The organism is Clavibacter michiganensis subsp. insidiosus (assembly GCF_002240565.1).
Classification (GTDB): domain Bacteria; phylum Actinomycetota; class Actinomycetes; order Actinomycetales; family Microbacteriaceae; genus Clavibacter; species Clavibacter insidiosus.
In genome coordinates, this window is sequence record NZ_MZMO01000001.1 from 2,688,666 (window position 1) to 2,707,419 (window position 18,754).

14 protein-coding genes, 1 other RNA gene and 1 pseudogene are annotated in these 18,754 nt (G+C 72.6%); 4 read left to right on the top strand and 12 right to left on the bottom strand.

Features of this window, described 5'->3' with window-relative positions; genetic code table 11:
* Positions 1–40: 40 nt before the first annotated feature.
* From B5P21_RS12980 to ffs, 4 genes are all read right to left on the bottom strand, one after another.
* Positions 41–5,209 carry a choice-of-anchor G family protein gene (locus tag B5P21_RS12980; RefSeq protein WP_246865293.1) on the bottom strand — a complete coding sequence of 1,723 codons (5,169 nt, stop codon included), beginning with the start codon at positions 5,207–5,209 and terminating at the stop codon, positions 41–43.
* A gap of 287 nt (positions 5,210–5,496) precedes the next feature.
* The gene (locus B5P21_RS12985) at positions 5,497–6,687 is read right to left on the bottom strand and encodes an acetate/propionate family kinase (RefSeq protein ID WP_045529198.1); all 1,191 of its coding nucleotides are present in this window, start codon (positions 6,685–6,687) and stop codon (positions 5,497–5,499) included.
* 54 nt (positions 6,688–6,741) lie between these two features.
* Positions 6,742–8,859 carry a phosphate acetyltransferase gene (pta, locus tag B5P21_RS12990; protein WP_094171242.1) on the bottom strand — a complete coding sequence of 706 codons (2,118 nt, stop codon included), beginning with the start codon at positions 8,857–8,859 and terminating at the stop codon, positions 6,742–6,744.
* A gap of 49 nt (positions 8,860–8,908) precedes the next feature.
* Positions 8,909–9,005, bottom strand: an RNA gene (gene ffs / locus B5P21_RS12995) — signal recognition particle sRNA small type.
* 86 nt (positions 9,006–9,091) lie between these two features.
* Between ffs and B5P21_RS13000 the strand changes: the two genes are divergently transcribed.
* Both B5P21_RS13000 and B5P21_RS13005 read left to right on the top strand, forming a co-directional pair.
* The gene (locus B5P21_RS13000) at positions 9,092–9,745 is read left to right on the top strand and encodes an SDR family oxidoreductase (protein WP_045530497.1); all 654 of its coding nucleotides are present in this window, start codon (positions 9,092–9,094) and stop codon (positions 9,743–9,745) included.
* A 97-nt stretch (positions 9,746–9,842) separates the two neighbouring features.
* Positions 9,843–10,805 (top strand): IS481-like element IS1122 family transposase, encoded by a 963-nt coding sequence (locus tag B5P21_RS13005; RefSeq protein ID WP_045530803.1) that lies wholly within the window; start codon positions 9,843–9,845, stop codon positions 10,803–10,805.
* Positions 10,806–11,402: 597 nt separating this feature from the next.
* Here B5P21_RS13005 and B5P21_RS13010 read toward each other — a convergent pair.
* Complete coding sequence (locus B5P21_RS13010; RefSeq protein WP_045529380.1) at positions 11,403–11,840, bottom strand: hypothetical protein; 438 nt, start codon at positions 11,838–11,840, stop codon at positions 11,403–11,405.
* A gap of 168 nt (positions 11,841–12,008) precedes the next feature.
* Between B5P21_RS13010 and B5P21_RS13015 the strand changes: the two genes are divergently transcribed.
* Entirely contained in the window at positions 12,009–12,713 is a 705-nt protein-coding gene (locus B5P21_RS13015; protein ID WP_080939334.1) for a response regulator, read from the top strand.
* A gap of 288 nt (positions 12,714–13,001) precedes the next feature.
* On the opposite strand, the gene B5P21_RS13020 is transcribed toward B5P21_RS13015, so the two are convergent.
* Both B5P21_RS13020 and B5P21_RS17695 read right to left on the bottom strand, forming a co-directional pair.
* Positions 13,002–13,655 (bottom strand): MmyB family transcriptional regulator, encoded by a 654-nt coding sequence (locus B5P21_RS13020; protein ID WP_425591317.1) that lies wholly within the window; start codon positions 13,653–13,655, stop codon positions 13,002–13,004.
* Between the two features lie 3 nt (positions 13,656–13,658).
* A pseudogene (locus tag B5P21_RS17695) lies at positions 13,659–14,060 on the bottom strand (helix-turn-helix domain-containing protein); the annotation flags it as partial.
* Between B5P21_RS17695 and B5P21_RS13025 the strand changes: the two are divergent.
* The gene (locus B5P21_RS13025; protein ID WP_045529381.1) at positions 13,983–14,732 is read left to right on the top strand and encodes an SDR family oxidoreductase; all 750 of its coding nucleotides are present in this window, start codon (positions 13,983–13,985) and stop codon (positions 14,730–14,732) included. The pseudogene B5P21_RS17695 and the gene B5P21_RS13025 sit on opposite strands and share 78 nt — an antisense overlap.
* 28 nt (positions 14,733–14,760) lie before the next feature.
* On the opposite strand, the gene B5P21_RS13030 is transcribed toward B5P21_RS13025, so the two are convergent.
* The 5 genes from B5P21_RS13030 to B5P21_RS13050 all read right to left on the bottom strand — a co-directional run bounded on the left by B5P21_RS13030 (position 14,761) and on the right by B5P21_RS13050 (position 18,383).
* Positions 14,761–15,726, bottom strand: a complete 966-nt coding sequence (locus B5P21_RS13030) for a 3-hydroxyacyl-CoA dehydrogenase family protein (RefSeq protein WP_045529382.1) — start codon at positions 15,724–15,726, stop codon at positions 14,761–14,763.
* 11 nt (positions 15,727–15,737) lie between these two features.
* Entirely contained in the window at positions 15,738–16,712 is a 975-nt protein-coding gene (locus B5P21_RS13035; RefSeq protein WP_094171243.1) for a sugar phosphate isomerase/epimerase family protein, read from the bottom strand.
* 115 nt (positions 16,713–16,827) lie between these two features.
* Positions 16,828–17,508 carry a 4'-phosphopantetheinyl transferase family protein gene (locus B5P21_RS13040; protein WP_045529386.1) on the bottom strand — a complete coding sequence of 227 codons (681 nt, stop codon included), beginning with the start codon at positions 17,506–17,508 and terminating at the stop codon, positions 16,828–16,830.
* A gap of 173 nt (positions 17,509–17,681) precedes the next feature.
* On the bottom strand, positions 17,682–17,927 hold the full coding sequence (locus tag B5P21_RS13045; RefSeq protein WP_147456845.1) for a hypothetical protein: 246 nt from the start codon (positions 17,925–17,927) through the stop codon (positions 17,682–17,684).
* Positions 17,928–18,077: 150 nt separating this feature from the next.
* A complete protein-coding gene (locus tag B5P21_RS13050; RefSeq protein ID WP_045529390.1) occupies positions 18,078–18,383 on the bottom strand; it encodes a hypothetical protein in 306 nt (101 codons plus the stop codon).
* Between the last annotated feature and the right edge of the window lie 371 nt (positions 18,384–18,754).

Below are 18,754 nucleotides of genomic sequence, written 5' to 3' on the forward strand. Positions count from 1 at the left end.
CGCCGGACCGCCCGCCCTCCACGCGCTCAGCTCGAGCGGATTACGCCCGTCGGTTGCGGCCGCGGTGCAGGGCACCGGCGCCGGTCAGCATCATCAGGAGCGCGATGCCGCCGAGCAGCAGCATCCCGTCGCCGTCGCCGCCCGTGACCGGGAGGATCCCGCCGCCGTACCCGCCGCTGTACCCGCCGCTGATCGGCGTGCCGGGCTGGCCCGCCGGGACGGTGGATCCGACGACCCGGAACCGCGTGATCATCTCGTCGGCCATGCCCGAGTCGACACCGATCACCTCGACCCGGTGGTCCCCGAGCTCGAAGTCCGGGCCGATCTCGAACATGAAGGTCGCGCGTCCATCGGCATCCGCGACCATCGGCGTCAGCGGCTTCGGCGTGGAGAACACCGTCGCGTTGAGCGTCTCACCGGGGATGAACCCGGAGGCGTCGACCATCTGCATCGAACCGCTCCCGCGAACGATCTCCGCGAAGCGGACGACGGCCCGGGTGGGTGCGTCGCCCCCGTCGGTGGATCCGTCGGTCGCGTCGGCGGCGTCCGTGGCGTCGGCCGCGTCGGTGCCAGCGGCATCGGTCGCGTCGGTGCCAGCGGCATCCGTCGCGTCCGCGCCGGCAGCATCAGCCGCGTCCGCACCCGCGGCATCGGCATCGGCATCGGTCGCGTCGGTACCAGCGGCATCGGTCGCGTCCGTACCGGCAGCGTCCGTCGCGTCCGTACCCGCAGCGTCCGTCGCATCGGCACCAGCGGCATCCGTCGCGTCCGTACCGGCAGCATCAGTCGCGTCGGTACCAGCGGCATCCGTCGCGTCCGTACCAGCAGCATCAGCCGCGTCCGTACCAGCGGCATCCGTCGCGTCCGTACCGGCAGCGTCCGTCGCGTCTGTACCCGCAGCGTCCGTCGCATCGGCACCAGCGGCATCCGTCGCGTCCGTACCAGCAGCATCAGCCGCGTCCGTACCAGCGGCATCCGTCGCGTCCGTACCAGCAGCATCAGCCGCGTCCGTACCCGCAGCGTCCGTCGCATCGGCACCAGCGGCATCCGTCGCGTCCGTACCAGCAGCATCCGTCGCATCGGCACCAGCGGCATCCGTCGCGTCCGTACCAGCAGCATCCGTCGCATCGGCACCAGCGGCATCCGTCGCGTCCGTACCAGCAGCATCAGCCGCGTCCGTACCAGCGGCATCGGTCGCGTCGGTACCAGCGGCATCGGCATCGGTCGCGTCGGTACCAGCGGCATCGGTCGCGTCCGTACCGGCAGCGTCCGTCGCGTCCGTACCCGCAGCGTCCGTCGCGTCCGTACCGGCAGCATCCGTCGCATCGGCACCAGCGGCATCCGTCGCGTCCGCACCAGCAGCATCCGTCGCGTCCGCACCAGCAGCATCAGCCGCGTCCGCACCAGCAGCATCCGTCGCGTCCGTACCAGCAGCATCAGTCGCGTCTGTGCCCGCAGCGTCCGTCGCATCGGTGCCAGCGGCATCCGTCGCATCAGTACCAGCAGCATCCGTCGCGTCGGTGCCAGCAGCGTCGGTCGCGTCGGCGCCAGCAGCATCCGTCGCGTCCGCACCAGCAGCATCCGTCGCGTCCGTACCAGCAGCATCAGTCGCGTCTGTGCCCGCAGCGTCCGTCGCATCGGTGCCAGCGGCATCCGTCGCATCAGTACCAGCAGCATCCGTCGCGTCGGTGCCAGCAGCGTCGGTCGCGTCGGCGCCAGCAGCGTCCGTCGCGTCCGTCCCGGCAGCATCCGTCGCGTCCGCACCGGCAGCGTCCGTGGCGTCAGTGCCAGCGGCATCGGTCGCGTCCGCACCGGCGGCATCGGTCGCGTCCGCGCCAGCGGCATCCGCGGCGCCGTCGGCGTCGACCGCGTCGGCATCCGTGCCGCCATCCGCGTCCACGCCGCCGTCGGTGCCGTCCGTGCCGTCGCCGTCCACGTCGACCGCGGCCACGGCGTCGGAGTCGGTGCCCTCCTCGCCGTCCACGCCGACGTCGAACTCGACCGTCGCGTCGCCGGCAGGAGCGCCGCCGATGGTCTGGGTCGCGATCGCCTCGTAGGATCCGCGCTCCAGGCCGAAGAACGTCACCGAGTAGTTCCCGTCCTCGTCCACCTCCGTGGTGATCGGGTCGAGCCCCACGATGGAAACCGTCACCGTGCCCAGTGGGTCGGCCGTGCCGGAGACGGGCACGTCCCGGGTGGTCGCCCCGCCGCCGAGCGGGAAGGTCTGGAAGTCGAACGGCGAGTCGATGACCACCGGCACGCCGACCGTGAAGGTCACGGTGTCGGTGCCGACGGCGACGCCGCCGATCGTCTGCGTGACGGTGCCCGTGTAGGTGCCCGAGGGCAGGCCGGGCGTCGTCAGCGTGAAGTCGCCGTCGTCGTCCACCTCGGCCGGACCGGTCGTCACGTCGCCGACCGTCAGGGTGACGGTGGCGTCGGGGTCGGCCGTGCCCGTCACCGGGACGGCGACGGTGGTGTCCCCGTCGGGCAGCGGGATGAAGTCGCCGTCCCCGGGGGTCTCGATGACGACCTGGTCGACGCCGGCGACGGAGACGGTGAAGTCAGCCGTGTCGCTGCCCGCGAGGGTGCCGGCCACGGTCTGCGTCACGGTGACGGTGTAGCCCGCCGCCGTAAGACCGGGGAACGTCGCCTCGAAGCGCCCGTCGTCTCCGACCACCTGCGTGATCGGGGTCTGGCCCGTCACCGCGATGAGCACGGATCCACGCGGATCCGCGCTGCCGTTCACGGTCACGTCCACCGCGTTCCCGCCGGCCGGGACCTGGAAGTCCTGCCCGTCGGTCGGGGCGTCGATGACCACGGCGACCGCGGGTGCGACGACCGAGAAGGTCACCGTCTCCGTGCCGGCGGCGACGCCGCCGATCGACTGGGTCGCGGTCGCCGTGTACGTGCCGACCGGGAGGTCGGCGAACAGCACGTCGTAGATCCCGTCGTCACCGACGAGCTCGGTCTGCGGGTCCTGGCCGGGGATGGTCACCGTCACGCTGGCACGCGGGTCGGCGGCGCCGGTCACGGGGACGTCGGCCGTCGGCACGGCGCCGGCGCTGAGGATCAGGTCGTCGTCGTCCGGCGAGGTGATGGTGATCTCGGCGGCCGGGGCGCCGACCGTGAAGGTCACCGTCTCCGTCGTCTGGACGCCGCCGAACTGCTGCGTCACCGTCGCCGTGTAGGTGCCGGTGCCGAGATCGGGGAAGACCACGTCGTAGAGCCCGTCGGTCCCGACCGGCTCGGTCTGCGGGGCCTGGCCGGGGATCGTCACCGTGACGTCCGCGCGCGGGTCCGCCGCGCCCTCAATGGGCACGTCGAACGTCGGGTCGGTAGGCGTCGTCAGGAGGATCTGACCGGGCGTCGGCGTCGTGATCGTGAGCGTCGCGAGCGGTGCACCGACCACGAAGGTCACGGTGTCGGATCCCGCGGGCGCGCCGCCGATGGTCTGGGTCACCGTCGCCGTGTAGGTCCCGGCGGGCAGGGCCGCGGTCGTGAGGGCGAACGTCCCGTCTGCGTCGACGTCGACCGGCTGCGACTCGGCACCGCCGTCGACGCTGAGCGTGACGGTGGCGTCGGGGTCGGCGATACCCGTGACGGGGACCGCCACGGTGGTCGCGCCTGCGGGGAGCGGGACGAGCTGCCCCTCAGCCGGCGCCTGGATCACCACGTCGTCGGCCGCGGGGACGACGGCGCGCACCCGGGCGGTGGCCAGGTCGAGGACCGGGCCGCCCACCACGGGGAGCAGCGCGATGCGGAGCGCCGTGACGGCGTCCCCGGTCGCGTCGGCTGCCTCCGGGTCCTCGAACTCGCTCGCACCCTGCACGTTCGCCGTCAGCTGCACGACGTCCGCGAGAGCGTCGACAGCGGGCGCGAGGGATCCGATGAGCGGGGTCGTCACGGCCGTGACGTCGCTCAGCTCGAGCAGGTTGCCCGTCGACGTCCGGATGGACGGGAGGAGCTGGTCCACGAGCGGCTGCACGAGCGCACCGGCGTCGAGCAGCAGCACGGTCGTCGCGACGTCGATGTCCGGCGCCTCGTTCCCCGGCCCCGTGGGGTTGAGGAGGTTGGCCAGCGTCGTGTCGATGTCGATGCTCACGGTGCCGACGGGGACGGCGACGCCCAGCCCGTTGAGCAGGCGGACGCCCGCGTCCACGTTCACGACCACGCGCGTCGCGTCGAGGGTCGCCTCGAGCACAGCTGCCGGGAGGGCGTCGCTGAGCAGGCCGCTGACGACGCCGGCGAGCACGGGCGCGGACAGCAGCTCCGTGTTCGGGTCGAGGTCGTTGAGGGTCGCGCCCTCGGTGGCCTGGATGTACTGGGCGATGTCGAGCGTGACCGTGCCCGCGTCGAGGTCGACGGTCACGCCGTCGCTAGTCAGGGGCTCGGCCAGCACGGCTCGTACGGCCGCGGCCGTGTCCACCGTGGTGACGATGTTCCCGGTGGGGGTCGCGATGTCCACGACGCCGGTGAGGAGGGGGCCGACGACGCCGGTGAGGATGCCGTCGACGTCCGCGGAGAGCGCGACCTGGGCCGTCGCTCCCGGCGCGAGCTGCTGCACGGCGCCGTTGACGTCGTCGGCGAGCGCGCCGACGAGCGGGCTGACGATGGTGGCGTCCGCGGAGGCGATGCGGTAGTCCCGGACGACCGCGCCGTCACCGGGATCCGTAGCGGTCGCGGAGACCGCGCCGAGGGAGATGTCCGCGTCCGACGCGACGCCGGCGAGGCCCCGCGACGCGAGCAGGGGCGCGAGGTCGAGCGCCACGGCGTCGTCGGTGCCCGTGTTGAGGGCGATGGCCCCGGAGTCGGTGAGGACGCCCGCGGATCCCGTCGCGCCGGCCGAGCCCGCCGAGGCGAACTGGTCGGCCGCGCCGCCCGCGACCGCCTGGTCGAGCGTGAGCACGTCGCCGAGCTGGACGCCCGCGGCGATCTGCGCGGAGAGCACGCCGCTCAGGACGTCGGCGTCGATGTCGCTCGCGTCCACCTGCGGGTCCGGGGTGTCGCCGGGCGCGTATCCGGCGTAGGCGCCCGAGAGCGCCACCAGCCCGGACAGGTCCGGGGTGCCGGAGAACGTCAGCAGCTGGCCTTCGGCCTCCGCCGTGTCTCCCTGTGCGGCGTTCGCGGGCGCGGTGCCCCCGAACGCGACGATCGCCGCGGCGAGCCCGAAGGCCGTCGCGGTCGCCAGCCTGCTTCTGCGGCTGGGCATGTGTAGAGCCATGTGCGTTCCCCTCGATTGCATGGCCGGCCGCGCTCGTGGGGCGCAGCCGTGCGTCCCGCGGGGCGGCCCCCACCACACCCACGGTCATCGAAGGCTCGCATCCGCCCTCGTGACGGACAACACTGCGGGGCACTGGTGTGCGTGCGCGCGGGCCACGCAGTCGGGTCAGTAGGCGTCCCAGTGGCGCTACTGATCCGCATCGCCGGGCAGCACGGCGCGAGGCCCGCGATCCGGTCGGATCACGGGCCTCGGGGACGGGCGCGGGAGGGGCGGGGTCAGCCCGCGGTGGCCGCGAGCGACTGCCGGGCGATCTCGAGCTCCTCGTCGGTGGGGATCACGAGCACCGCGACGGGCGAGCCCTTGGGGCTCACGAAGCGCGCCTCGGAGCTGATGAGCTCGTTGCGGTCGTCGTCGATCCCGATGCCCATGAACTCGAGGCCCGCGAGCGAGCGGCGGCGCACGAGCGGGTTGTTCTCGCCGACCCCCGCGGTGAACACGACCGCGTCCACTCCCCCGAGCTGCGCCGCGTACGCGCCCACGTAGTGGCGGATCCGGTGGCGGTACACCCCGAGCGCGGTCTGCGCGGCCTCGTCGCCGTCCGCCGCGGCGCGCTGCACATCGCGCATGTCGCCGAGGCCGGTGAGGCCGAGCAGGCCGCTCCGGCGGTTGAGCAGCGTCTCGAGCTCGTCGAGCCCGAGGTCGGTGTGGCGGGCGAGGTGGAACAGGATCGCGGGGTCGATGTCGCCGGAGCGCGTCCCCATCACGAGGCCCTCGAGCGGCGTGAGCCCCATGGACGTGTCGATGGAGCGGCCGCCCTGCACAGCCGCGGCGGACGCGCCGTTGCCGAGGTGCAGCACGATGATCCGCGTCTCCTCCAGCGGCTTCCCGAGCAGGCGCGCGGCGGCCTCCGAGACGTACTTGTGGCTCGTGCCGTGGAAGCCGTAGCGGCGGATGCGGTGCGCGGCCGCGAGCTCCCGGTCGATCGCGTACGTGTACGCCTCGGCGGGCAGCGTCTGGTGGAAGGCGGTGTCGAACACGGCCACGTGCGGGACGTCGGGGAACGCCTGCTGGGCCGCCTCGATCCCCTGCAGCGCGCCGGGGTTGTGCAGCGGCGCGAGGGCCGAGAGGTCGTCGATGTCGGCCTTCACCTGATCCGTGACGACGGTCGGCTCGACGAACACGTCCCCGCCGTGCACGACGCGGTGGCCGACCGCGACGGGCGGCCCCTCCTCGAGCGACGGGCCGTGCTCCGCGAACGCGTCGAGCATCGCCTGGAAGCCCGCGGTGTGGTCGGCAATGGGCAGCTCGCGCTCCCACGAGTCGCCGCCCGCCTTGTGCCGGGTGGATCCGGTCGGCTCGCCGATGCGCTCCACGAGGCCGGACGCGAGCACGGACTCCGAGTCCATCTCGATGAGCTGGTACTTGAACGACGACGATCCGGAGTTGACGACGAGGACGACGGGCACGGGCGGGCTCCTGACGGGTGCGGCGGGTGGGGCGGACGACGGGACGGGCGGGCCTCAGCCCGCCTGGATCCCCTCGGCCTGGATGGCGGTGATGGCGACGGTGTTGACGATGTCCTGCACGAGGGCGCCCCGCGACAGGTCGTTGATGGGCTTGCGGAGGCCCTGTAGCACGGGCCCGATGGCGACCGCCCCGGCCGAGCGCTGCACGGCCTTGTAGGTGTTGTTGCCCGTGTTGAGGTCCGGGAAGATGAACACCGTCGCGCGGCCGGCGACCTGCGAGTCGGGCATCTTCGTGGCCGCGACCGCCGCGTCCGCCGCCGCGTCGTACTGGATGGGGCCCTCGACCGCGAGGTCCGGCCGCAGCTCCCGCACGCGCGCGGTCGCCTGGCGCACCTTCTCCACGTCGGCGCCGGCGCCCGACTCCCCCGTCGAGTACGACAGCATCGCGATGCGCGGCTCGATGCCGAACTGCGCCGCGGTCTCCGCCGAGGAGATGGCGATGTCGGCGAGCTGGTCGGCCGTGGGATCCGGGTTCACGGCGCAGTCGCCGTAGACGAGCACGCGGTCGGCGAGCGCCATGAGGAAGACGGACGAGACGACGGAGACGCCCTCGGTGGTCTTGATGATCTCGAAGCCCGGCCGGATGGTGTGCGCCGTCGTGTGCGCGGCGCCGGAGACCATGCCGTCGGCGAGCCCGAGCTGCACCATCATGGTGCCGAAGTAGGACACGTCGGTGACGGTCTCGCGCGCGATGTCGAGCACCATGCCCTTGTGCGCGCGGAGCCTCACGTACTCCTCGGCGAAGCGCTCGCGGAGCACGGCGTCGAAGGGGCTGAGCACGGTCGCGCGGCCGATGTCGATGCCGAGGCCGATGGCGCGCGAGCGGACCTCGATCTCCTCGCCGAGGATCGTGACGTCGGCGATGCCGCGGCGGAGGATCGTGCCCGCGGCGCGCAGCACGCGGTCGTCGGTGCCCTCGGGCAGGACGATCCGCTTGCCGGCCCTCCGCGCGCGCTCGATGAGGCCGTACTCGAACATGAGCGGCGTGACCACGTCGGAGCGGCTGACGTCCAGCAGCTCGAGCAGGCGGGACGTGTCGACGTGCTGCTCGAAGGCGGCGAGCGCCGTGTCCATCTTGCGGCTGGACTCGGGCGAGAGCCGGCCGCGCGTCTGCGTGATGCGCTTCGCGGTCTCGTAGGTGCCGAGCTCGGTGGAGATGATCGGCAGGGTCTCGTCGAGGCCGGAGACGAGCCGCTCGATGGTGGGCGACAGCGCGAACCCGCCGTTCAGCACGATGCCCGCGACGGTGGGGAAGGTCTCGGAGGCGTGGGCCGTGAGCACGCCGAGGAGGACCTCGCTGCGGTCGCCGGGGATCACGACGATGGCGCCCTCGGTGAGGCGCGCGAGCACGTTCTCCATCGACATGGCGGAGACGACGACGCCGAGCGCCTCGCGGCTGAGGAGCGCCGCGTCGCCCTTCACGAGCGTGCCGTCGACCGCGTCGAGGAGCTCCGCGACCGTGGGCGCCACGAGGAACGCGTCCTCCGGGATCGCCCAGACGGGCACGTGCGGCGCCCTCGCCTGGAGCGAGGCGGGGACGGCGGCGGGGATCGCGGCCGTGATGGCGTCGAGCTGCTCGGGGTCGGCGCGGTTCACGACGACGCCGAGGAGGCCCGCGTGCGCCGTGACGAGCTCGGGGATGGCGAGGTCGGCGATCTGGCGCATCTCGTCGGGGCTGCGGCCGCCGGTCTCGTCGGTGCGGCGGCCCGTGAGCACGAGGAGCACGGGGGCGCCGAGGTTCGCCGCGATGCGCGCGTTGAAGGACAGCTCGGTGGGGCTGCCGACGTCGGTGTAGTCGCTGCCGACGACGACGACGACGTCGCACTTCGCCTCGACGGCCTTGTAGCGCTCGACGATGCGCGAGAGCGCGGCCTCGGGATCCGCGTGCACGTCGTCGTAGGTGACGCCCACGCACTCGTCGTAGTCGAGGTCGACGCCGTCGTGCGAGAGCAGCGCCTCGAGCACGTAGTCGCGCTCCACGATGGACCGGGCGATGGGCCGGAAGACGCCCACGCGCTGGATCTGGTGGGTGAGGGTGTCGAGCACGCCCAGCGCGACCGTCGACTTGCCCGAGTGCCCTTCGGCGGACGTGATGTAGATGCTCCGAGCCATGCCCGCAAGCCTATGGGCGTCGCCTGCACGGCAGCCTGCGCGTGTTAAAGGAGAAGACCCCTCGCGCACCTGCCAGAGCCCGGCTGCCCTTGCTGCGTCTCCGCCCTGGGGGAGTTCACCTGGATGGCACCACGCGAGGAGCCGACACCGAGTGTACCCGACGCGGGAGCCCGGTCGGGCGGGCGGCCGGCGCCCAGGAGCCGGTCACCGCACCGGGCGTACCGTGGAGGGCATGCGCATCATCATCGCCGGAGGACACGGCCAGATCGCCCGACTGCTCGAACGACGCCTCGCCGACGCGGGCCACCAGCCCGTCGGCATCGTCCGCAACCCGGACCACGCGTCCGACCTCGCCGACGCGGGCGCCGAGGCGCTCGTGCTCGACCTGGAGGAGAGCGACGTCGACCGGGTCGCAGACGCGCTCCAGGGCGCCGACGCCGTGGTCTTCGCGGCCGGCGGCGGGCCCGACTCCGGCCCCGAGCGCAAGCTCACCATCGACCGCGACGGTGCGATCCTGCTCGCCGACGCCGCCGAGAAGGCGGGCGTCACCCGCTACGTCATGATCTCGGCCATGGCCGTCGACGGCTTCGACCCCGACAGCGACGACACCTACGAGATCTATCAGCGCGCCAAGTCCGAGGCAGACGCCGACCTCCGGGCCCGCGACATCGACTGGACCATCGTCCGCCCCGGCGGCCTCACCGACGACGCGGGCACCGGCCGGATCCAGGTGGGCACGTCCACGGGCCGCGGCACCATCCCCCGCGCCGACGTCGCCGAGATCGTGGCGACCGCGCTCATCGACGGCACGGGCGTCCGCGTCCAGTTCGAGGCGATCTCCGGCGAGGAGCCGGTCGCCGAGGCCATCGCGGGGCTGCGCTACTAGCTGTACCCGGCCATGACGTTGGTGACACTTCGGGGCGTGTGAGGAGGCCTCCTGGCTTGATGGAGCTGTCTAGTTCTGCCACTGCCAGGAGGCCTCGATGTCCCACGCTAATGCTCGTCTGACGGTTCACGGGAGGGTTCTCCTCGTGCGGCGGGTGGTCGAGGATCGTCGGCCGGTCTCGCATGTCGCGCGCGAACTCGGTGTGTCGCGTCAGTGCGCGCATCGGTGGGTGAATCGGTTCCGGTCCGAGGGCTTCGAAGGCTTGTCGGACCGGTCCTCGAGGCCGAGACGGGTGCCGACGAGGACGAGCCCGGAACGAGAACGAGCCGTCGTGGAAGCGAGGACCCGATTGCGATCAGGTCCTGCCCGGTTGGCGCCGGTGACCGGTGTTCCAGCCCGCACGATCTCCCGCATCCTGCGGCGGCACGGGGCACCGCCGTTGGCATGGTTGGACCCCGTCACCGGGGCCGTGATCCGGGCATCCCGGTCGACGGCAAACCGGTACGAGCATGAGCATCCCGGCGACCTGATCCACGTCGACGTGAAGAAGCTCGGCCGGATCCCGGACGGCGGCGGCTGGCGGGCGCATGGCCGCAGCGAACAGGTTCGTGGTCGTGGGATCGGGTTCGATTACGTCCACGCCGTGGTCGATGACCACACCCGCCTCGCCTACGCGGAGATCCACCCGGACGAGAAGGGCGTGACCGCGGCAGGGTTCCTGACCCGGGCCGCGGCGTACTTCGCCGAGCACGGCATCACCCGCATCGAACGGGTCCTGACGGACAACGCGTTCGCCTACCGGCACTCGGCCGCGTTCCAGAACGCGGTCACGCAGCTCGGTGCGAGGCAGAAGTTCATCCGCCCGCACTGCCCCTGGCAGAACGGCAAGGTCGAACGCTTCAACCGCACCCTCGCGACCGAGTGGGCCTACCGGCAACCCTTCACCAGCAACCAAGCCAGAACCGACGCCCTTGATCCGTGGATCCAGCACTACAACACTGAACGAATCCACTCGAGCCACGGGCTGACGCCCGCGGCCCGAGTGTCACCAACGTCATGACTCAGTACAGCTAGCGCTCGCCCCGCGTCCTGCAATACATTGCGAGCACACGAACGCATCGCGTACCTGCCCAGTCCCCGCAGCGCACGACCTGGCCTCGAACCCGCATCGAGGCCCGTCCTGCCCCGGGTCATGGCACGGCTCGGGGACCACCCGCATCCCGCGGCGGCACGACCCGCCCGCGGTGAGCCCATCCCGAGAGGCGATCACCCGACCCGATCCCGACGACCGCGCATCCGCCCGGCGTCCCGCACCGCCCCGACCCGCGCCCACCCCGGCGCCCTCCGGCCCCCTGACCCGGCCCACCGACCCGGCGCCCCACCCCGGCGCCTCCCGACCTCCCTCCTCCGGACCCGAGACGGAGGAGGGAGAGGGACCCGGCACGCGACATCCCCCCGCCCCGCGCGTGCCGGGTCCTGTCCCCTCGCCCGCCCGCGGGGTCGCACATCACCGGCGCACCACCCGGGCCTTTCGACCCTGTCCGGGGGCGGATCCGCGGCCTAGCCTCCGACTGACGGCACCGGATCCGCGACCCGCGCGGCCAGGACGTCCGATGGAGGACACCGTGATCCCCGATGACCCGCGGCGGCCGCCCGGTCAGGACGCGGCGGTCGGCCCTTCCGCAGGGCCCGACCCGACGTGCTCGAGCAGGCTCGCCGCGCGCGCCATGTCCGCCTCGCGCACCGGCGGCTCCGCCTCCTCCGCCGCCTGCCGCAGCCACGCGGCCCGGGCGCGCTCCACGTCGTCGAGCATCGAGCGGCCGACCTCGCCGAGCACGAGCCGCGTGCCGCCGCCGTCGTCGACCTCGGCGACCATGCCCTTCCGGATGAGCGACTGGAGGCTGGGGATGGTCGCCGCGCGCGCCGTCCGCGCCACCATGGCGAGCGAGGCCCGGTCCACGTGGTCGCCGGAGGCGATGATGCGGACCAGGAGGACCTGCAGCCCGGTCAGCGAGTCCCAGGCATCCGACGTGTCCTCGTCCATGCGGTCGACCAGGCTCGCCACCGCGGTCGCGAGGCGGGCGTGGACGGTCACGAGCGTGTCCGGAGCGGCACGACCGGGCCGCCGCGCGCGTCGTGCGGGGTCGACACGTCGGATCACCTCCCGGGGACCCGACGGGTCGTCGGGGGTCCTGGCGACCAGCATCGGACGCGCCCACCTCGGCCGCCAGGTACGAAGGTCCCGGTCGGCGGAGAGGATCCCGTGCCGCGGGAGGCGAGCGACCCCGGCGGCGCGACGCGGGGCGGGCGCGTGATCACCGTGTTCGTCGTGGACGACCACGAGATCGTCCGCCGGGGCGTCGCGGCGCTCGTCGACGGCGAGCCCGACCTGCGCGTCGTGGGCGAGGCGGGCACGGCGACGAGCGCCCTGGTGCGCATCGCCGCGACCCGCCCCGACGTCGCGGTGCTCGACGTGCGGCTCCCCGACGGGGACGGCGTCGCCCTGTGCCGGGAGATCCGCGCTGCCCTGCCGGACGTGCGCTGCCTGATGCTGACCGCGTTCGACGACGACGCCGTCAGCGCCGCCGCCCTCGGCGCCGGCGCGGCGGGGTACGTGCTCAAGGACATCCGGGGGAACGGCCTGCTCGACGGCATCCGCCGCGTCGCCGCCGGCGAGCAGCTCGCCACGTGGGGCGCCCCTCCCCGGACGGCGGGACTCCGCGCGGACGCGACGCACGGCCGTGCCGCCGACGCGCACCTGGCCTCGCTCACGCCGCGGGAGCGCGCCGTGCTCGATCTCGTCGCGGAGGGGATGTCGAACCGGGAGATCGGCGAGGTCCTCGATGTGACGGAGAAGACGGTGAAGAACCACGTCTCCGGCCTCCTGCGGAAGCTCGGCGTGGAGCGGCGCACGCAGGCGGCGATCTACGGGCTGGAGCGCCGTCGTCCGGGGTCACGCCCGGCGTGAGGGCGCGCGACGGCGCCGCCTCCCGCCTGCCGCGGCAACCGGGACGAAGGTCCCGTACCACCGCTCGACGCCGCACGTAGGGTCGCACTAGTCGCCCCGGTCGACGGCGGGACCCGAATGCCGCCCGTCGACGCGACACCGGCCGTCCGCCCCCGAGGATCCCCCGGGCGGCCAGGCCGCCGAGCCGTGTTCCTCCCCCGACCGGCTCGGCGGCCTCTCCCACCCCGCGGCGCGCTCCTCCGAGCGCGCGCCCTCCCGCAGGCGTTCGCGCGGCGCGCCGCGGCGCCCTCACGACCGGTCGCACCGCTGCTCCCCCACGACGCCGAGCAGCGCGAGCGCCTCCGCGGCCCCGGATCCCGGCAGCGGCGTCAGCACGAGCAGCACCTGCGACTGGTCCTCCGTGAAGAGCGCCTGGCCGTGCGCCTCGATCTCGCCCACCTCCGGATGCCGCAGCGTCTTGCGCTCGTCGAACCGGTTGCCGACCTCCTGGAGATCCCAGTAGCGGCGGAACTCCGCGCTCGTCGCGACGAGGCTCGCGAGCACCTCGGCGGCGAGCGGATCCGGATCCGGATCCGCCTGCGATGCGGCCACCCGCAGCTGGGCGACCTGCAGGCGCCCCTGCCGCTCGTGGTCCCGCTCCGGGCAGTGCCCGCGCTCCTCGGGGTGGGCGAACCAGCGGCGCACGCCGCTGCGGTCGAGGCCCGTCCAGGTCGTGTCGTCGCCGAAGAGGGCGGAGGCGAGCCGGTTCTGCGCGAGCGTCTCGCCGAGCTCGGTGATGACGAGGGCGGGCGTGTCGTCGAGGCGGTCGAGCACGCGCATCAGGCCGGGGCTGACGTGCGGCGACAGCCGGGCCCGCCGCGGCGTCCCGTGGCCGGCGAGGCGGAACAGGTGGTCGCGCTCGTCGAGGCCGAGGCGGAAGCCGCGGGCGATGGCCGTGAGCATCTGGTCGGAGGGCTGCGGGCCCCGGCGCTGCTCGAGCCGCGCCCAGTAGTCGGCCGACGTCCCGACGACGGCCGCGATCTCCTCGCGTCGGAGGCCCGCGGTGCGGCGGCGGGCGCCCGGGGCAGCCCCACGTCGGAGGGCTGCAGCGCCTCGCGGCGCGCGCGGAGGAACTCGGCGAGTCCGGGACGGTCCATGACCCCATCCTCGCCCCCGCTGAGCCCCGCATCCAGGGACCGCCGCTCCCCCGATGGGCGCTCCCTTCCCGGCCGGTCGGGCGCGACGCGCGCTGGACGACGACGGGGCGCACGGCCCCGCGGAGGAGGCACCATGAAGACCACCGGCAGCACCGTCCTGATCACCGGAGCGACGTCGGGCATCGGCCTCGGCCTCGCCGAGCGCCTGCAGGCCCGCGGCGACACCGTCATCGTCGCGGGCCGCCGCCGCGCGCTGCTCGACGGGATCGTGGCCGCGCACCCCGGGATGCACGCGGTCGAGCTCGACGTCGCGGATCCCGCGTCCATCGTCGCCGCCGCCGAGCGGGTCACCCGCGAGCACCCGGAGCTCGACGCCGTGATCACGATGGCGGGCATCATGCTCCCCGAGGACCTGCGCGACCCCGCGCACCTGGAGGTCGCCGAGTCCACGATCACGACGAACCTGCTCGGCACGATCCGCACCGTGGCGGCCTTCGGGCCGTGGCTCGCGGCGAAGCCCGACGGCGTGCTCATGACCGTGTCATCAGGCCTGGCCTCCGTGCCCCTGCCGGCCACGCCGACCTCCTCCGCCACGAAGGCCGCCGTGCACTCGTTCACGCAGAGCCTGCGGGTGCAGTGGGCCGCCACGCCCCTGCAGGTGATCGCGCTGGTGCCGCCGGCCGTGCGCACGACCCTCATGGGGCAGCAGGACGAGGAGTCCGCGATGCCGCTCGACGGGTTCCTCGACGAGGTGATGCGGATCCTCGAGGGGCAGCCCGAGGTGGAGGAGGTGCTGGTCGAGCGCGTGCGGTTCCTCCGCGACGCCGAGGCCGAGGGGCGCCACGCGGACGTCCTCGCGATGCTCGCGCAGCGGACGCGCTGAGGGGCGTCGCCCTCACGACCTCCGATGCCTAGATGGGCGCCGGACCCAGCTCGTCCATCAGCTGCTTGATCGCCACGTACGCCCTGTTCCGGTACGCGACGAGCGCCTCGGTGCGTTCGGCGGGCACGTCGAGGTAGCCGGATCCGGTCTTCGTGCCGTACTCGCCCGCGTCGACGTGCGCCTGGAGCGACGCCGGCGTCGCGAAGCGCTCGGGCCAACGGGTCTGGAGCGACGCGTAGCAGAACGCGTAGACGTCGAGGCCGGCCATGTCGGCGATCGCGAACGGGCCGAAGACCGGCAGGCGGAAGCCGAAGGTCGTACGGACGATCGTGTCGATGTCCTCGGGGGTCGCGATGCCCTCCTCCACGATCTGCGTCGCCTCGTGGAAGAGCGCGTACTGCAGGCGGTTGAGCACGAAGCCCGTGGAGTCGGTGACGCGCGCGGTCTCCTTGCCGGTCGAGGCGACCAGCGCCTCCGCGGCCCGGATGGCGGACTCGTCGGTGCCCGCGTGCGGGATCAGCTCGACGCCCGGGATGAACGGCGCCGGGTTCGAGAAGTGCACGCCGAGGAACCGCTCGGGGTTCGTGACGGCCTCCGCGAGCGAGCCGATGAGGATGGTCGAGGTGTTGGATCCGATGACCGCGTCGGGCCGCGCCGCCGCCGAGATCCGCCGCAGCGTCGCGTGCTTGATCTCGAGCTTCTCGGGCACGGCCTCCTCGATGAAGTCGGCATCGGCGACGGCCTCCTCGATGGACGCGGCGGGGGTGACCGCCTGGCGGATCCGCTCCACGGCGTCGGCGGGGAACAGCCCGTCCGCGACGAACCTCGCCGCCTCCTCCAGCAGGCGCGCGTGGTTCGCGACGGCGATCTCCTCCGAGATGTCGGCGATGCGCACCTGTGCGCCCGCGAGCGCGAGCACCTGCGCGATGCCGCCGCCCATGTAGCCGGATCCGACGATGGCGATGCGGCGTGCGGTGCTGTGCTGGTCGGTCATGGTGCCCTCTCCTATGCGTCGCGCGTCTGCGGCAGCAGCGTGCGGATGTAGTCGCGGTTCTCCGCGCAGACGCCGAGGCTGTCGCCGCCGTACTGCTCGGTGAGGATGATCCCGTCGAAGCCGAGCTCGACCGCGTCGCGGATCACCTGCCGGTAGTCGATGAGGCCGGCCTTCATGGTGGTGGGCACGCTCGTCGCCCAGCTGCCGTCGGCCGCCTCGTCGCGCATGTAGTTCTTCACGTGCCAGTAGTTGGCGTACGGCAGCGTCTTCGCGTACAGCTCGCGCCAGCTCTCGACCGGCCGGTGCAGGCGGATGAGGTTCGCGACGTCGGGGTTGAGGCCCACGTTGTCGAGGCCGATCTCCTCCACGAGCCGCACGGCGCTGCCGGCCGTGCCGAGGTAGGTGTCCTCGTACATCTCGAGCGCCATGCGGAGGCCCAGCTGCGCCGCGTGCCGGCCGAGCTCGCGGAGGCGCGTGACGGCGGCGTCCCACACCTCGGGATCGTCGGGGTCCTTCGGGCCCTCGGCGGTCCAGAACCACAGCGCCTTCCGCTGGGCGTCGCTGAACGGCTGGTGCAGGCCGGTCGAGAAGACCTCCATGCCCATCTCGGCGATCGCGTCGATGGTGCGGTGCGCGTAGGCGAGGTTCTTCTCCTCGTATCCGGGCATGATCACGCTCTGTCGCTGCAGGTGCACCGACGGGATGCCGACGCCGTGCGCGCGGGCGACGGAGAGGAGCTCGTCGCGGCGGGAGGGCTCGAGGTCGGCGGGCCGCACGTGGCTGTCGGCGAGCTCGGCGAGCGTGAAGCCCTCGCGCGCGATGTCGGCGAACATGCGATCCCAGACGGCGGCGTCGGCGTCGTGCAGGGCGGTGCCGTCGCGGCCGACGGTGGCGAAGGAGTGCAGGCACGTGGCAATGGGCCAGTCCGCGGCGTCGAACGGCGGGGCGGCCGGGGATCCCGGGGTGGTCGCGGTCGTCTCCGGCATGCTGCTCCATCGCGGTCGTCGGGTCCCGGATGCCCGGGATCCAGATCCTATAGGAAATAGCATCCTGGCGCCGGGTCGCCCCCCCCCCCCCGACGCGCGGGGCGGCGCGGGACGGTCAGCGCCGGGTCGGCGCGGCGGCCTCCCAGACGGCCGTGGTGATGAATCCCCCCTCCGTCGCCCAGCGGCCGCGGAGGACCTGGAGGCGGTCGAGGCCGATGAGCGGGCCGGGGACGAGGAGGCGCGCGTCGAAGGTGCCCGTGCGCGCATCGAGCTCGAGGTCGCACTCCAGGAAGTCCAGCCACGAGCGGGCGAGCGGGTACCACGCCTTGAAGACGCTCTCCTTGGCACTGAACACCACCCGGTCCCACGCGACGGACGGCTGGATGCGGCCCAGCTCGTCCAGCCGCCCCCGCTCGGCGGGCGACATGACGAGTTCGGCCACGCCCTCCGGCAGCGGCGCGTGCAGCTCCACGTCGATGCCCAGGACGAGGATCTCGTCGGAGCGGGCGACGGCGGCCGCGCGACGACCTCGGCAGTGCGTCATGCTCCCCACCACGCCGGCGGGCCACACCGGCTCGCGGCCCGGCCCGGGGACGATGGCGACCGGCGGCTGCCCGAGGCGGGCCAGGGCACGTCGCGCGCAGGCCCGGACGGTGAAGAACTCCGCCCGCCTCACGGGCACCGCCCGCGCGACGGCCGCGCGTTCCGCGTCGAACGGCGAGGCGCCGTCGGCGTCGTCCGTCGCGACCTCCACCTCGACCGCGCTCGGCAGCAGCGCGCGGAAGCCGTGCGTCATGCCCGCGGGGTCCTGCCGCGGCGTCGCGCGAGGCGGACGGCTGCTCGACATCGGTGGTGGCTCATGGTCCCTCGGGTGCGTGCCTGCGCACGGGGTCGGCACGCGGAATGATCCAGGGAAATCTACCGGAGATCCGACGGCCCCTCGGGCCGCCGGCTCGCGGCGACCCCGCGTCAGCCGAGCAGCGGTCGCTGCGCGGTCTTGCGCTGGACGTACTCCGTGTGCGCGGCCTGCGTCGACGTCAGCTCGGAGACGCCGGCCACGGGCACGTCCCACCAGCCCTCGCCGTCCGGGCCGTAGACGAGCGGGCCGGACTCGACGTGGATCACGGTGGTGCGGTCGGAGGCCTTCGCGCGGCGCACGGCTGCTGACTCGTGTACACGGAACCAGGGCGGACCCAACCGGGTCAGCGCTCTCATGTCCACCCAAGCAACATCGCCGAATAACGAGCCAACGACCCGAGCGGCGCTCTTGCCTAGCCAGCAGAACTGGATCTAGATTTTTACACGAGACACCACTGCGACGCTCCGGCAAACTCCGCAAAAGTGCTTGGGATTCTCATGCACAGGTCATGAGACCTTCGCCTTCCGCAGGTAGACCCACGCAAAGAACACCCCCGCCAGCACAGCGACAATCGACGCGACAGCAATTACGAGCCAATAGTTTGCAATCATCGTCAGGAACAGCACCCACACAACGCACGCATCTCCGAAAGCAAATGCCCATATAAGCATGCGGCGTGCACGCGACTCAGGACCGGTCAGCATCCGCGTGATGGACGCCAATACCCATAACGCCGCAGAGAGCGCCGCCGCCAAGGGGATAACAAGAAAACACCCGAGCCCGACATCAGAATTCAGCGTATCATGAAGCATTGAATTGTTCGTGATACTGATTGTCAGACCGCTAGTGACGAGAGCTGCAACTAATACGAGGATACGCGATATGCACCATTGGAATACGCGATACCAACCGTGAGACCCGAAAGGGGCTTGCGGTTGAACAGCGGGCGGCCGATCGTTGTAACTCAATTTACCCAGTAGTACTTGTCAGCGGTTGTCTGAGGCGTGATAGTGCGGACATAGTTACCCACGAACGCTCCCCACGTTGCCTTAGCCCCCATGCGGTAGACGCTTTTTCACCGGCTCGATTCAGGGCAGACCCACCCTGATCCGTTGGAGGTATTGAAACAGTCGTGTCAGCAGTGTCACCCGCTAGGACCTCAGGGGCCACCTCCGTAAGCGTA

Coding starts and splice junctions, on each gene's coding strand:
- B5P21_RS13025 (WP_045529381.1), top strand. CDS start 13,983: ATGAAGACCACCGGCAGCACCGTCCTGATCACCGGAGCGACGTCGGGC.
- B5P21_RS13035 (WP_094171243.1), bottom strand. CDS start 16,712: ATGCCGGAGACGACCGCGACCACCCCGGGATCCCCGGCCGCCCCGCCG.
- B5P21_RS12980 (WP_246865293.1), bottom strand. CDS start 5,209: ATGCCCAGCCGCAGAAGCAGGCTGGCGACCGCGACGGCCTTCGGGCTC.
- B5P21_RS13000 (WP_045530497.1), top strand. CDS start 9,092: ATGCGCATCATCATCGCCGGAGGACACGGCCAGATCGCCCGACTGCTC.
- B5P21_RS13005 (WP_045530803.1), top strand. CDS start 9,843: ATGTCCCACGCTAATGCTCGTCTGACGGTTCACGGGAGGGTTCTCCTC.
- pta (WP_094171242.1), bottom strand. CDS start 8,859: ATGGCTCGGAGCATCTACATCACGTCCGCCGAAGGGCACTCGGGCAAG.
- B5P21_RS13040 (WP_045529386.1), bottom strand. CDS start 17,508: ATGACGCACGGCTTCCGCGCGCTGCTGCCGAGCGCGGTCGAGGTGGAG.
- B5P21_RS13030 (WP_045529382.1), bottom strand. CDS start 15,726: ATGACCGACCAGCACAGCACCGCACGCCGCATCGCCATCGTCGGATCC.
- B5P21_RS13020 (WP_425591317.1), bottom strand. CDS start 13,655: ATGCTCACGGCCATCGCCCGCGGCTTCCGCCTCGGCCTCGACGAGCGC.
- B5P21_RS13045 (WP_147456845.1), bottom strand. CDS start 17,927: ATGAGAGCGCTGACCCGGTTGGGTCCGCCCTGGTTCCGTGTACACGAG.
- B5P21_RS13050 (WP_045529390.1), bottom strand. CDS start 18,383: ATGCTTCATGATACGCTGAATTCTGATGTCGGGCTCGGGTGTTTTCTT.